Origin of the sequence: Streptomyces liliiviolaceus (assembly GCF_018070025.1) — a bacterium.
Classification (GTDB): Bacteria; Actinomycetota; Actinomycetes; order Streptomycetales; family Streptomycetaceae; genus Streptomyces; species Streptomyces liliiviolaceus.
Genome location: NZ_JAGPYQ010000001.1, coordinates 457483 through 471249, shown reverse-complemented (window position 1 = coordinate 471249; position 13767 = coordinate 457483). Strand labels below are relative to the sequence as shown.

General features: G+C 72.0%; 13 protein-coding genes. 7 read left to right on the top strand and 6 right to left on the bottom strand.

All coding sequences use genetic code 11. The annotated features are described in order from the left end of the window. Window positions 1-22: 22 nt before the first annotated feature. Window positions 23-856: a hypothetical protein gene (locus J8N05_RS02035; RefSeq protein WP_210880776.1), complete on the top strand. Its 834-nt coding sequence runs from the start codon at window positions 23-25 to the stop codon at window positions 854-856. A 616-nt stretch (window positions 857-1472) separates the two neighbouring features. Here J8N05_RS02035 and J8N05_RS02030 read toward each other — a convergent pair. Continuing rightward, entirely contained in the window at window positions 1473-1775 is a 303-nt protein-coding gene (locus J8N05_RS02030) for a chorismate mutase (protein ID WP_210880775.1), read from the bottom strand. A gap of 506 nt (window positions 1776-2281) precedes the next feature. Between J8N05_RS02030 and guaA the strand changes: the two genes are divergently transcribed. Then, window positions 2282-3859: a glutamine-hydrolyzing GMP synthase gene (gene guaA, locus J8N05_RS02025; RefSeq protein WP_210880774.1), complete on the top strand. Its 1578-nt coding sequence runs from the start codon at window positions 2282-2284 to the stop codon at window positions 3857-3859. Window positions 3860-3880: 21 nt separating this feature from the next. On the opposite strand, the gene J8N05_RS02020 is transcribed toward guaA, so the two are convergent. Both J8N05_RS02020 and J8N05_RS02015 read right to left on the bottom strand, forming a co-directional pair. Further along, the gene (locus tag J8N05_RS02020; RefSeq protein WP_210880773.1) at window positions 3881-4363 is read right to left on the bottom strand and encodes a pyridoxamine 5'-phosphate oxidase family protein; all 483 of its coding nucleotides are present in this window, start codon (window positions 4361-4363) and stop codon (window positions 3881-3883) included. A 64-nt stretch (window positions 4364-4427) separates the two neighbouring features. Further along, window positions 4428-5084 (bottom strand): hypothetical protein, encoded by a 657-nt coding sequence (locus J8N05_RS02015; RefSeq protein ID WP_210880772.1) that lies wholly within the window; start codon window positions 5082-5084, stop codon window positions 4428-4430. Window positions 5085-5334: 250 nt separating this feature from the next. Here J8N05_RS02015 and J8N05_RS02010 point away from each other — a divergent pair, with 250 nt between their 5' ends. Further along, entirely contained in the window at window positions 5335-6129 is a 795-nt protein-coding gene (locus tag J8N05_RS02010; RefSeq protein WP_210880771.1) for a class II aldolase/adducin family protein, read from the top strand. Between the two features lie 71 nt (window positions 6130-6200). Here J8N05_RS02010 and J8N05_RS02005 read toward each other — a convergent pair whose 3' ends face one another. Then, on the bottom strand, window positions 6201-7178 hold the full coding sequence (locus tag J8N05_RS02005) for a DUF4429 domain-containing protein (protein ID WP_210880770.1): 978 nt from the start codon (window positions 7176-7178) through the stop codon (window positions 6201-6203). 229 nt (window positions 7179-7407) lie between these two features. On the opposite strand from J8N05_RS02005, the gene J8N05_RS02000 reads away from it, so the two are divergent. Together J8N05_RS02000 and J8N05_RS01995 are read left to right on the top strand one after the other, a co-directional pair. Further along, on the top strand, window positions 7408-8709 hold the full coding sequence (locus tag J8N05_RS02000; protein WP_210880769.1) for a hypothetical protein: 1302 nt from the start codon (window positions 7408-7410) through the stop codon (window positions 8707-8709). 188 nt (window positions 8710-8897) lie between these two features. Next, the gene (locus J8N05_RS01995) at window positions 8898-9431 is read left to right on the top strand and encodes a DoxX family protein (protein ID WP_210880768.1); all 534 of its coding nucleotides are present in this window, start codon (window positions 8898-8900) and stop codon (window positions 9429-9431) included. A 132-nt stretch (window positions 9432-9563) separates the two neighbouring features. Here the strand turns inward: J8N05_RS01995 and J8N05_RS01990 are convergent, their stop codons facing one another. After that, entirely contained in the window at window positions 9564-9800 is a 237-nt protein-coding gene (locus J8N05_RS01990; protein ID WP_210880767.1) for a hypothetical protein, read from the bottom strand. Then, complete coding sequence (locus J8N05_RS01985; protein WP_210880766.1) at window positions 9787-11262, bottom strand: PspC domain-containing protein; 1476 nt, start codon at window positions 11260-11262, stop codon at window positions 9787-9789. Before J8N05_RS01985 ends, J8N05_RS01990 begins: the two co-directional genes overlap by 14 nt. Before the next feature lie 428 nt (window positions 11263-11690). Here J8N05_RS01985 and J8N05_RS01980 point away from each other — a divergent pair, with 428 nt between their 5' ends. Together J8N05_RS01980 and J8N05_RS01975 are read left to right on the top strand one after the other, a co-directional pair. Further along, complete coding sequence (locus tag J8N05_RS01980; RefSeq protein WP_210880765.1) at window positions 11691-12974, top strand: ATP-binding protein; 1284 nt, start codon at window positions 11691-11693, stop codon at window positions 12972-12974. Beyond that, window positions 12971-13750 carry a LuxR C-terminal-related transcriptional regulator gene (locus tag J8N05_RS01975; RefSeq protein WP_210880764.1) on the top strand — a complete coding sequence of 260 codons (780 nt, stop codon included), beginning with the start codon at window positions 12971-12973 and terminating at the stop codon, window positions 13748-13750. The genes J8N05_RS01980 and J8N05_RS01975 overlap by 4 nt, the downstream gene beginning before the upstream one ends. Window positions 13751-13767 lie beyond the last annotated feature (17 nt).

Below are 13767 nucleotides of genomic sequence, written 5' to 3'. Positions count from 1 at the left end.
GAGGACAAGGACAAGGACGAGGATGAAGATCGCGCGCCCTCTGGTGGCCGCGTCGGCCGTCGCCGTCCTCGGCTGTGTCGCGGCCTGCGGCGGGGGCGGAGGCGGCGACGGTCGGGACGGGAAGTCGTCGTCGAAGGCGAGCGGACGGACGACGGGCGGCGAGGAGACGAAGGCGCCCGCCGGGGGAAGTCAGGACGCCGAGGACCCGCAGGGCACCGGGGCCCCGCAGGGCACACGCGACCCGCAGGACTCCTCGGGCGGCGGCGCGCGGAAGGGCGACGGTCCCCTGACCGAGGCGCAGTTGAAGAAGGCCGCGCTCGCGACGGGGGACGTCAAGGGCTTCGAGGTCGAGGAGTCGGAAGGGGCGGACCTCCTGGGCCAGACCGTCCCGGCGACCCCGTCGAAGTGCCAGCCGATCGCCGACATGTTCCTGTTCTCCACCGACCCGGCCTCGCGGGCGGGAGTCAGCCGCGGCGCCGTGCCGAAGGACGAGATGAACGCCTCGGTGATCACGTTCGCCCTTCTCTCCTACCGGTCCGGCGAGGCGGACGAGGTGATGGACGGCCTGCGGTCGGCGACCGAGAAGTGCACGGCGTACCGGCACGCCGACTACGACTACAAGAACGTCAAGCCGGCGGCCGACCCGGACCTGGGTGACGAGTCCGTCGCGTTCAGGCTGGTCGCCTCGATCGAGGGGGCGCAGGTGCCCGCCGCGTACACGGTCGTCCGCGACGGTACGACGCTGGTGGCCTTCAGCTCCATGAACATGCTGGACGCGGACAAGATCGAGGTCCCGGCCGAGCTGGTCGAGGCGCAGCTGGCGAAACTCGCGAAACCCGCGAAGAAAGCCCGCTAGCCGGTGGCCGGGACTGGCGAAGGGCCCCGCGGGACGATCCGCGGGGCCCTTCGTGGTCAGCACCGACGTCAGGGCAGCGCCGGTGCCTGGGGAGGCGGCGCCGGGGGGTAGCGCCGCTCATTGGCTTGTCCACCGGTCTGCGCCCGGCGCACTCGGGGAGTGCGCGTGGTCTCGACCAATGGCGGTAGAGCGATGCAATACGGATGTCGCTTGAGGACTCGGGGTGTTCTAGGCATCGTGCTCGATGGGCCGCGGCCTACGCAACCGTTTCGACCGGCCTTGCGCAGATTCCGCCGGCCGGCTCCGGGCGTCCCCGGAGCCGACCTCTCTTGGGTGACCGGGCTGCTGTCCCCTGCCGTCCGGTCACTTCTCTGGAACGGGGTCCCACGGCGCACGTCCGTACGCCTCCCGTTCCAGCGGAGCCACGCGTGGTTCTTCGGGCCCGCCCCTGGCTGGCACGGACATCGGGAGAACGAAGCCCGCCGGGGGACGGTCACGCGCCGTACGGGTGAGAGGGCATGCGTACGTGCGTGCACCGGACGTCCGTCGTACGCGCATGTCGTACGGGATGCGCGTACGCGGTTCCGCGGGCTCCGGTCGGCGCGGACGCCGGCCCTCAGATGCGGCCCCGGCACAGTTCTAGGAGCGTCATCGCGAGCGCGGTGCCGGGCTTGCCCAGGGCCTCCCTGTAGTGGCCGAGGACCTCCATCTCGCGCGACAGGTTCACCCGGCGGCCACCGGAGGTGATCCGGGCCTCCTGGATGACCGCCGAGACGGCCATGCGTTCCTGGACCAGGCCGATGATGCGGTCGTCGAGGGCGTCGATGCGGTCGCGGGCGCCGGTGATGACGTCGGCGGCCTCTTCGGTGCGGGCGCCGGTCTTGTCCGTGGGGGCTGCGGCGGGGGTGGCTGCGCTCATGTCTGGGGCTCCTCGTGGAGTGGGGTGCCCCGGAGCGGCAAGGTCCGGAAAACGCCAGGCGCCCCGGGCCTTGTCGGCCCGGGGCGCCTGGGAAGTCGCTTGTCAGTTGCTCAAGCAGCACGACCATGGCAGCCGGTGGGCCGGTTGCCATAGGTAAAGACGAAGGTCTGGTGCGTGAGCATGAGAGCAGTATGCCTGCGCGCTCCGCTGGGTCCAACCCGGTTCGCATCCTGAGACGTCCCTACCCGTTCCCGTCCCTGTCTCGGGGGCGCTGCCCCCGAACCCCCGGTCCTCAAACGCCGGACGGGCTGAAGTGGTGCCGGACCGGCGGACACATTCAGCCCGTCCGGCGTTTGAGGACAAGGGGGGCGAGGGGGCGCAGCCCCCATGCGTGGACGGGAAGGGAAGGGGCGGCGGGGGCGAGGAAAAACCCGGCGTGACCCCCCGCCCCCGGACCCCCGTTAGAATCAACCGCACAGCCCCGCTAAACCGCCGGAAGGCAAACCGTGCCAGAAGCGTCCCCCGCCGCCACCCCCGACACCGTCCTGGTCGTCGACTTCGGCGCGCAGTACGCCCAGCTCATCGCCCGCCGAGTCCGTGAGGCCCGGGTCTACAGCGAGATCGTCCCGAGCACCATGCCGGTCGACGAGATCCTCGCCAAGAACCCCGCGGCGATCATCCTCTCCGGCGGCCCCTCGTCGGTGTACGCGGAAGGCGCCCCCCGCCTGGACCGCGCGCTCTTCGAGGCCGGCGTCCCCGTCTTCGGCATGTGCTACGGCTTCCAGCTGATGGCGACCACCCTCGGCGGCACGGTCGACAACACGGGCGCCCGCGAGTACGGCCGTACCCAGCTGCACGTCAGCAAGTCCGGCTCGACGCTCTTCGAGGGCACCCCGGACGAGCAGTCGGTGTGGATGTCGCACGGCGACGCCTGCTCCGCCGCCCCCGAGGGCTTCACCGTCACCGGCTCCACGGACGTCGTCCCGGTCGCGGCCTTCGAGAACGACGAGAAGAAGCTGTACGGGGTCCAGTACCACCCCGAGGTCATGCACTCCACGCACGGCCAGCAGGTGCTCGAACACTTCCTGTACCGGGGCGCGGGCCTGAGCCCGGACTGGACCACCGGCAACGTCATCGAGGAGCAGATCGCGCTGATCCGCGAGCAGGTCGGCGACAAGCGCGCCATCTGCGGCCTCTCCGGCGGCGTGGACTCCGCGGTCGCCGCGGCCCTCGTGCAGAAGGCCATCGGCACCCAGCTGACCTGCGTGTACGTCGACCACGGTCTGATGCGCAAGGGCGAGACCGAGCAGGTCGAGAAGGACTTCGTGGCGGCGACCGGCGTACAGCTGAAGGTCGTGGACGCGGAGGAGCGCTTCCTCACCGCCCTCAAGGGCGTCTCGGACCCCGAGGAGAAGCGGAAGATCATCGGCCGCGAGTTCATCCGGGTCTTCGAGCAGGCCCAGGCGGAGATCATCGCGGACGAGGGCCCGGAGGTGGCCTTCCTGGTCCAGGGCACGCTCTACCCCGACGTGGTCGAGTCCGGTGGCGGTACGGGCACCGCCAACATCAAGTCCCACCACAACGTGGGCGGGCTCCCCGAAGACCTTGAGTTCCAGCTGATCGAACCGCTGCGCCAGCTCTTCAAGGACGAGGTCCGGATGGTCGGCCAGGAGCTCGGCCTGCCGGACGAGATCGTCCAGCGCCAGCCGTTCCCCGGCCCCGGCCTCGGCATCCGCATCGTCGGCGCGGTCGACAAGGAGCGGCTCGACCTGCTCCGCGAGGCCGACGCCATCGCCCGTGAGGAGCTGACGGCGGCCGGTCTCGACCGCGACATCTGGCAGTGTCCGGTCGTGCTGCTCGCCGACGTCCGCTCCGTCGGGGTCCAGGGCGACGGCCGCACGTACGGCCATCCGATCGTGCTGCGGCCCGTCTCCTCCGAGGACGCGATGACCGCCGACTGGTCGCGTCTTCCGTACGACGTCCTCGCGAAGATCTCGACCCGCATCACGAACGAGGTCGCGGACGTCAACCGCGTCGTCCTCGACGTGACGTCGAAGCCGCCGGGCACCATCGAGTGGGAGTAGCGGCCCCGGGCCCTTCGGGGCTCAGGTCCGCCTGAGGGTGCGCACCGGCACTCCGGGCTGCCAGATCTGGACGACCAGATACGTGTCGTTCTCGACGTAGGTCCGTACGACCTCCGTCAGTTCGGTGCGGAAGAGGTGGAACGGCTCCGGCGGTTTCACCTCTTCGCCGTACCCGGCCTTCTCCCGTGGATCCTCGACCTCGATCGCGCGGCCCGCGATCCGTACGTCTCCGCCGCCCGCGTCCGTGCCCGGCCCCGGGTTCGCCTGCAGGGCGAACCGCGGGTCCCGGCGCAGGTCCAGCGCCTTGCGCGAGTCCGGCATCATGCCGAGCCACAGCTCCCCGTTCAGGAAGCGGACCTCCAGACCGGACGTGCGGGGCGACCCGTCCTTGCGGAGGGTCGCCAGGACGTGGTGCGTGAAGGCCGCGAACCGTTCCTCGACGGTCCTGGCGAGATCCTGCTCCGCGGCGGTGAAGGCCGCCCAGTTCGACGTCGTACGAGTCATCCGGGTCACCGGGCCGTCCGGGTCATGTGAGTCATACGACGAGTGTGGCGCCGATACCCGACATCTAGTGTCGCCTTTTCGGCAGCGAGTTGCGCAGGTCGGTCCTGCGGGAGTTGCGGCCCGCCGACCGCAGACGGCGACCGAGCCGGTCCTTGCGTACCACCTCCAGGCGCAGGAGGAGCGCGAACACCGCGGCCATCATGAAGCCCGCGGCGAGCGAGGCCGTCCAGCCCGCGGGGATCAGCAGCAGCGCCATGAAGGCCGCGCTGGCGCTCATGAACACGGCCTTGCGGCGCCAGTCGAGGTCGTCGTCCAGGGCGTCGAACTCGATACGGGTCTTCAGCAGGTTCACCGTGGGCGCCACGTCCGGCAGGGGTTTCAGCGTGCCGGGACGCATACCGGGCGCGCGGCCCGCGGCCAGCCTGCCGAGAGCCGCCGTACTGCGCTCGCGGGCCTCGGGCCGGGAGTCGCGCACCAGCCGGACCTGAAGCGTCTGGCCGACGCGGCTCGCCCGCTCGTACCGGAAGCCGTACTGCACGGCGATGTACGTCAGTGCGGCGAGACGGCGGGGGGAGCCGCCCCGGTCGTCCAGGACGACCACGTCACGCGTGGCGACCTGTCTGAGCATGTCCGTGACCAGGCGATCGGCCCTCGTGGGTCTCTTGGTGTTCCTGGTCCTCTGCGTTCGCTTGGCGCTCTTGATGTTCCTCATGTTCGTCATGGGCGGGACGGGGATGCGGTCGCGGGGCGCGGGCCGCACAGCGTGTGGGGAAGGCTGTGCACGGGGGGTCCCTCCAGGGGGCGTCGGCTCGGGTGCCCGACGGGCGTGATGGCTCCGGTCAGGCAGACCAGCGATCTCGTACAACGGTTGTGCACTCTCTTCTTCGACATCTCTGTTCTCCTGCGCAGACCGCCGGTAACTTCCCGCCCGTAAACACGTACGGAGTCCGCCCCTCAGGGCTGGAGGACATATGCACGGGCCCACACCGCCCCTGCCCCTTCCCACCGACAGACTGCGGTTCGCGATGCCGCCCATGCACGAGTCGCTCGACGACGAGCGCCGGCACCGCAAGGAACGCCTCGCGGGCGCGCTGCGGCTCTTCGGACGGCTCGGCTTCGAGGACGGGGTCTCCGGCCACATCACCGCGCGCGACCCGGAGTACAGCGACTGCTTCTGGGTGAACCCGTTCGGAATGCCCTTCAAGCATGTCACCGTCGGGGACCTGGTGATGGCCAACGCGGACGGGCAGGTGCTGGAGGGCCGCTATCACGTGAACCAGGCCGCGTTCACCGTGCACGCCCAGGTGCACGCGGCCCGGCCCGACGTCGTCGCGGTCGCCCACTGCCACTCGGTGCACGGCCGCGCCCTGTCCGCGCTCGGCGATCTCCTCGACCCGATCACCCAGGAGAGCTGCGCGTTCTACGAGGACCACGCGCTGTACGACGCCTACTCGGGGGTCGCCGTGGACGCCGAGGAGGGGCGGCGCATCGCCACCGCGCTCGGCTCGTTCAAGGCGCTCGTGCTGCGCAACCACGGGCTGCTGACGGTCGGCGACTCGGTGGACGCGGCGGCCTGGTGGTTCCTGTCCATGGAACGCTCCAGCCAGGTGCAGCTCACCGCCCGCGCGGCCGGACGGCCGGTGCTGATCGACCACAAGCAGGCGGTCGCGACACGGGAACAGACCGGCGGGGACCTGGTGGCGTGGATCAACTACCAGCCGCTGTGGCAGGACATCAGCCGCAGCGAGCCGGACCTGCTGTCCTGACGTGCCTCAGGACATGCCGCGCGGGAGGACGCGCCTCGCCATGGGACCCGCCTCGCCGGGGATGCCGCGGCTCACCGGAAGTCGCGCAGCACGGCCGCTTTCGTCGTCGCGAACTCCTCGTCGGTGAGCACGCCGTCCCGATGCAACTCGCCCAACTCCCGCAGCCGGCGCAGGAGTACGTCGTGAATACCCTCCGGCGTCGATGGACGCGCCTGGGGTCCTTGCTGCGCGCGGGGAGTCCGGGGCACCTGGGGCGGTACGGAGTCGCCGGGCGCGGCAGCGAGCAGCAGGGACGGATCTCCCCGTACGAGCTCGCCCCGACCGTGTCGGCCGGCCGTCCGGGCGGACGGGTGCGGGAGACGGGCCATGACCGCGGTGGCGACGAGTGCCGTGAGCAGATCGCGGCGCGCGCTGCCCCACAGGTCGAGCGCGAACGGGTCCTTCTCCGGCGGCAGTTTGGAGAACACCGAGTCGTCCGTCACGAACCGCAGGAAGCCGTCCTCGTAACCGGAGTTGGGCAGCCACTCCACCTGCACCAGATCCGGCAGGCCGATGATGCGCGGGCCCGTCGCGCGCTTCACCCGGTCCGAGGTGTCGCTCCAGTCGATACGGACCCTGGCGCCGTCGAAGGAGACCGTGCCGTCGCTGGAGCGGACCGAGACGGGCACCGGCGGGCCCGGCAGGAGATACGCCCCGGCCGGTTCCTTGGGGATCTGTTCGATGAGCAGGGCGTGCCGGATCTCCTCCGCGACGTACTCGGCGACCCCCGAACGGTCGATGTCCACCGACAGCCGGTACGGATCCGCCGCGTCGGGCAGCCTGCCCCCGGTCGCCTGGAGGAGCGGGTCGGCGCCCTCGCGAAGCCTCAGCCGCAGCCGGCCACGCTTGCGTTCGGGCTCGTAGACGACGCCCGCGACCGCTTCGAGGGGCACGGCGATCTCTCCGTACGTCTGCCGGAACAGCGGCACGGAACGGTGCAGTCCCGGGGTGATCCGGACCGTGCTGCCGTCGAAGGCCCAGGTCCCGTCGCGCTGGATGATCTCGGCCATACGCAAATTCTCGCAGCCGGGTCAACACGGGGGTGGCCGGTTCACCCGCGCTGACCGGACCTGGCGGACGCGGGGTGTGTGCGGTACGGCACAATGCGCTCTCGTCACACGGCAGTTGTGCGGCCACGCAGGTGTGCGGTGGGCGGATGTGCGGTGGGTGGGCGTGCGCGGTGGGTGGGCGCGCGGCCGGGGAATGTTCGACGGAGCGGGACGGAAGGCGGCAACGGGCGTGGCGGTGCAGGAGACGGGACAGGGCACGGGGCGTGACCCCGGCCGGGGTCCCGGTCGGGGCGGGCACGAGGGCGGCTGTGCCTGCGGGGACTGCCCGCACGGGGCGCGCGAGGGCCATCGGCGGGCCGTCGCCGCGTTCCTCTCCAAGCGGGACGAACTCGCGTCGGGACACGGGCTGCCGGCCGCGGTCGCGCACTCGGCCGGCGCCTCGCGGCAGTGGGTGTCGGACGCGCTGACCCAGTCCGCCGACCTCGTCGCCGAGCGCGGCCGGGCCGAGGGGGAGGTCTGGCTCGGACTCGTCTGGCGGCGAACGGTCGCGGCCGTGTGGGGCCTTGTGGCCGTCCTGCTGCTGGTGCAGGCGCTCACCGCGATCGGGGCGGGCTGGACGTCGGCGCGCACCGCGGGGCTGCTCGCGGCGGTCGTCGTGGCCGTGGCGCTGACCGCCGCCTCGTGGTTCCACCGGGCGCGCGGCGGGGTGCTGGCGCCGGTCATCGGTGAGGACAACCGGCTCTCCACCTCCCGCGTGGTGGCCGCCGGCTGGGTGCTGTTCGTCGTCTACGCCGTGCTCGTACTGGCCGGGCGGCTGGCCGGGGCGTCCTCGCACACCGAACGGGACTCCCTGATCGAGGGGCTCGAACTCGCCCGGGGCGCGGGCATCGTGACCGTCCTCGCCGTCGTGTGCGCGATCGCCGTGCTGGTACGGCGGGTGGTGGGGCTGCGCGTCCTCGGACAGCGGCTGCAGAAGGTACGGGCCGACCGGCCCCGGGCCGCCGACCTGCTGACCGACGACTCCGGACGCGGCAGCTTCGCGGACACGCAGTACGCGGTGCTGGGCGCCGTCGCGCTGGTCTTCGCGGCGGTACGGCTGGCCCGGCGTCCCGAACAGCTGCCGGACCTGCCGTGGGGCCTCGCGGTCATGGTGCTGGTCTCGGCCGCCACGTACGTCGCCGCGAAGTACGCCGAGGGCGGCCGGCCGGTGATCCTCTCGGTCGTGCGTTCGCGCGAGGCCGGGGACCTGGACGCGCCGATCAGGACCGGCGACGACATCGAGATCCGGGGCGCCGGGTTCGTACCGCCCGGCGCGCAGAGCGCCGACCGGCTGTCGCGGATGGTGGTACGGATCGGCGCGGTGCACGTCCACGTCCCGCTGGTCCCGGTGCCGGGCGGCTTCCGCAACCCCTCCGACGCGGTCCTCACCGTCCCCGTACCCGCGGACGTGGAACCGGGGCGGGTGGAGGTACAGGTCGTCACCGCGGCGGGCGTGGAGACGAACCGCGTGGAGATCGACGTGACGGACTGAGAGCGCTCGGGCCACTGCGGGACTCCCTCCCTTCCGGAGACCAGGATCAATGGGGATCAGGATCAATGGGGACGATCGGGTGGACGTGGTGAAAATTTATGTGTCCGCCCCTGAGCGAGGACTCGTCCCCGTACGTATTGTCTTGTTGAGGGGTGAACCGTTCGGCGGTTGAGAGGTGGCGGAGGGCTATGGCTCACGGCATGCGCATGGACACGCACTCCGGATACTCGGACGACGGCGGCGGCGGGGACTGGCGGGACACCGCGACGCGGTACGCGCTGCTGCCCCTGCGCGTCTTCCTCGGCGTCACCTTCATCTACGCGGGGCTCGACAAACTCACCGACAGCGCCTTCATGTCCGACTCCGGCGCCGGCTCCATCGGCGACATGATGCGCGCGGTCCGTGACTCCTCGGCGATCCCCGCCCTGATCGACCTCTCTCTCAAGAACCCCGTCGGCTTCGGCTACGCCATCGCTCTCGGCGAGCTCGCGGTGGGCATCGGCACCCTGATCGGCCTGCTGGCCCGCCTCGCCGCGGTCGGCGGGGCACTGATCTCGCTCAGCCTCTGGCTGACGATGAGCTGGGCGGCTGACCCGTACTACTACGGCAACGACCTCCCCTATCTGATGGCCTGGCTGCCCCTGGTACTGGCCGGAGCGGGCGTGTACTCGGTGGACGCGTCCCTGCGCTCCCGCCGACGGCGCAGGGCGGGCGCCTACTAGGCAGGCACCGGTAGCCCTACCGGGTGCTGGGCGGGGCACCGATCGGCCCGACGACGCACCGGCCCGATGCGCCGGGCTGCCGGGTCACGGCCCGGGACCCGGGGTGCGCCGCGTGTGGGCCCGGGGCCGGGGTCAGCCCGGGGCGTGCGTGGTGTCGGGCGCGGGCATCGCACGGCGGTGACGACGCCGTATCCCGTGGGACACGCTGCCCGTCACAGCGGCCAGGCACAGGCCTCCCGTGACGAGCGGGATCACCGCGAACCACGGGGTCTCCCAGAGGCCGCCCGCGTCGCCGGCGTAGACGACACCCGTGAGGGTCAGGAAGAGACCCGCTATGAGCCTGCCCGGCTTGAACTCATGACGTCGCACGGGCCACCTCCGCCTGTCCCAGGCCGACTTCGAGAGTGAGGTCGAGCGTGCCGCCGTCCTTGCTCCCCTCCGCGGGCGTGAGCGTCAGTTCCTTGTGCTTGCCGGGAGCCACGTCCACGTCCTGTCTGTCCTCACCCGGCAACTGGATGTCCCCGACGCCCACTTCGATGTTCAGCCTCACCGTCACGTCCTTCGGTACGACGACCTTGAGCTGCCCCATGCCCACCTCGGCGTTCGTCGTCACGGTGCGGCCCTTGCCGAGGTCGATCCGGCTGAGGTCGAGCGTGCCGACGCCCGTGCCGAGGTCGTACTGCTCCTGTACGGCCGCCGCCGTCGCCGGTGTCCAGTCCACCCGCTCCCAGTGGGTCGTGATGTCCGCAGGCAGCGCCGCCGAGCAGGCCAGCAGCCCCGCCGTGACGATCGCGAGGAAGATCGACCCCGCTCCCGTACGCCCGCGGAACGAGCTGACCGCGATGCCCAGGCCGAACACGGCGAGCGCACAGGCCAGGCCGGTCTGCAGGCTGGTGCCGAGTGTGTGGTCGTCCCAGGTGAGACGCGTACCGAGCGCGCCCGCGATCAGGGCGAGCAGGAACACCCGGCCGCCGATCCCGCGGGGGCCGCGCGGCTTGGCGTTCCGTGTCCGTATGTCCCGGTCGGAGCCGCCGCCGTGCGCGATGGTGACCGCCGCCGCGATGTCCCGGTCCCATGTGCCCTTGGGCCCCCACAGATAGCCCGTGCCGCCCTCGTACGTCCCGTCCTTGACGATGGGCTCCCGCCACCAGGAGGGGAAGGCGGCGGGCACGGGCGGTGCCTGCGCCTCGGGCGGAGCGTCGGCGACGGCCTGCGCGGCTATGGGCCCGCCCCTGCCCGAGCGCACCCGGGAGCTGGGGGACGGATCGGGGACGTCGGTGCCGCGCTGCCGCGACCAGTAGCCGGCGCCCGCGAGGAGCAGCGAGAGCGTCGTCGCGAAGGTGAGCACGCTCGCGTTGTTCAGCATGGAGAGGAAGACACCGCAGCCGACCAGGGCGAACAGCACGCCCGCCAGCGCCTGGCCTTCGACGCGGCCGGTGAGGAGCTTGCGCACCTCGTTCTCCTCCTCGTCGTCGTACGGGACGAAGAGCCAGGCGAAGCCGTAGAAGATGAGGCCGAGCCCGCCGGTCGCGGAGAGCACCGCGAGCACGACCCGGAAGATCACCGGGTCCATGTCGCACTGCCGCCCCAGCCCCGCGCACACACCGCCCAGCATCCGGTGCCGCCGGTCGCGCCGGAACCCGCGCGGAACCTCGGGCGCACGCGGCTCCTCACCGGCGGTGGGTGCGGTGGGTGCGGCTGTGTCCGCCCGGGCGTCCGCCGCCGGCGGGGAGTCCTGCGGCCCGCTGTTCGGACCCGTGGCCGCACTCGCGCCGGGTCCGGGGCCCGGCCCGGGCCCCGGACGCTCCGCGGCGTGCTGCTGATCGCTCATACGTCCATGGTGACGGCCGCGACGCCGCAACGGCAGTCGAAACAACCCTGGCCGAACCCTGAATTCGTCCCCCGAGACACCCCCCAGACCCGTGCGACGCCGGGCGGGGAGGGGTGGGGCGTCGGGCGGGGGAGCGGTGGGGTGCCGGTGCTTGGACAGCCTCGCGGCGGGGGGCTGGGCGGGGCTGCGCCGGGGGTGCGGAGCGACGGGGCGTGGTGGTCCGAGCCACGCTCGCACAGCATCGGCGCCGGAGCACCGCGGCCCAGGCACCGCGGGCCAGGCACGGCGGCCCAGGCACGGCGGCCCAGGCGCCGCAGCCCCGGCGCAGCGGTCCCACAGCCGCCCGTCGGGGCCGGATTCGAAGATCAGGGGAGTCTCGGGGGTCGACCCTGATGCCCGGTGGCCCCCGGCGTGTGAACATCGATGGCATGCCGGACGCCGCAGCTCTGACCATCGAGGACCCGCGGCCTCCGCGCAAGCTCTACCGCAGCAGCGACGGACGCTGGCTCGGGGGCGTGGCGCGGGGGCTCGCCGGGCATCTCGGCCTGCCCGTGATCTGGGTCCGGCTCGTCTTCGCGGGCCTGTTCATGGCGGACGGCCTCGGAGCCTTGCTGTACGCGGCGTTCTGGTTCTTCGTCCCCCTCGGCGTCGGCGGCGTGGACGCCGAGAGGCCCCCCGCCCTCGCCACCGAGACCTCCCCCGACGGCCGCCGCAGGCTCGTGGCCCGCAAGCCCGACAAGGGCCAGATCGTCGCGCTGCTCGCGATGGTCGTGGTGGCCCTGGTCTTCGTGGGGAACGTGGACCTGAGCGGCGGCGCCAAGGCCTACCTCTGGCCCACCGTCCTCGTCGGCGCGGGCGTCGCCCTGGTCTGGCGCCAGGCGGACAACGCCCGCCGGGCCCGCTGGATGGAGGTGGGCCGCCGCAAGCGCACGATCAGCCTGCTCCGCTCCGCGGCCGGTGTCCTGCTCGTCGCCGCGGGGGTCTCCGGGATATTCGTTCTGCAGGGCTCCGCCGCCCACCTCGGCTCGGTCCTGCAGGCCGCGCTCGCCGTCCTCGTCGGGATAGCGCTGCTGGCGGGCCCGTACCTCGTGCGCATGACCCAGGACCTCTCCGAGGAGCGCCTGATGCGCATCCGCGCCCAGGAGCGGGCCGAGGTCGCCGCGCACGTCCACGACTCGGTACTGCACACCCTCACCCTGATACAGCGCAACGCGGAGAACGCGAGCGAGGTCCGGCGCCTCGCCCGCGCCCAGGAGCGCGACCTGCGCAACTGGCTCTACAAACCGGAGGGCACCGGCAAGGACGAGGCGGACGAGCCCGACACCCTGGCCGAGGCCGTCAAGCGCAGCGCGGCGGAGGTCGAGGACAAGCACGGTGTTCCGATAGAGGTCGTGGTCGTCGGCGACTGCCCGCTCGACGAGAGGACCGCCGCCCAGATGCAGGCCGCGAGGGAGGCCATGGTGAACGCGGCCAAGTACGGTGGCGACGGCGGCGCGGTACAGGTCTTCGCCGAGGTCGAGGGAAGGACCGTCTTCGTGTCGGTCCGGGACCGCGGTCCCGGATTCGACCTGGATTCGATACCCGCCGACCGCATGGGCGTCAGAGAATCGATCATCGGCCGCATGGAGCGCAACGGCGGTACGGCCAGGCTGCGCGCGGTGCCGGACGGCGGCACGGAGGTCGAGCTGGAGATGGAGAGGGCGGAGACATGAGCGACGCGAGCGAACCGACCGGAGCGGCCGGAGCAGTCGGGCCGGACGCCGGCGCGACCGGTGCGGGTGCGGCCGGCGCGGGCTCGGCGGAGGACCCGGCGGCTTCCGCGCCCGGGCGGCGGGTGCGCGTGGTGCTCGTCGACGACCACCGCATGTTCCGTACCGGAGTCCAGGCGGAGATCGGGCAGACCGAGCGGACCGGCGTCGAGGTGGTCGGCGAGGCCGCGGACGTCGACCAGGCGGTCACGGTCATCACGGCGACCCGACCCGAAGTGGTCCTGCTCGACGTGCACCTCCCGGGCGGCGGCGGGGTCGAAGTGCTCCGCCGCTGCTCGCCGTTGATGGCCGACCCCGAGCAGCCGGTGCGGTTCCTCGCACTGTCGGTGTCGGACGCGGCGGAGGACGTCATCGGTGTGATCCGGGGCGGCGCCCGCGGCTATGTGACGAAGACGATCACCGGCACGGATCTCGTCGACTCGGTCTTCCGCGTCCAGGACGGCGACGCCGTCTTCTCGCCCCGCCTCGCCGGTTTCGTCCTCGACGCCTTCGCCTCCACCGACGCCCCGCCGGTCGACGAGGACCTCGACCGCCTCACCCAGCGCGAGCGCGAGGTCCTGCGCCTCATCGCCCGCGGGTACGCCTACAAGGAGATCGCCAAGCAGCTCTTCATCTCCGTCAAGACGGTCGAGTCCCATGTCTCGGCGGTCCTGCGGAAGCTCCAGCTCTCCAACCGCCATGAGCTGACGCGGTGGGCGACGGCGCGAAGGCTGGTGTAGCGCCGCCCCGCCGCCCT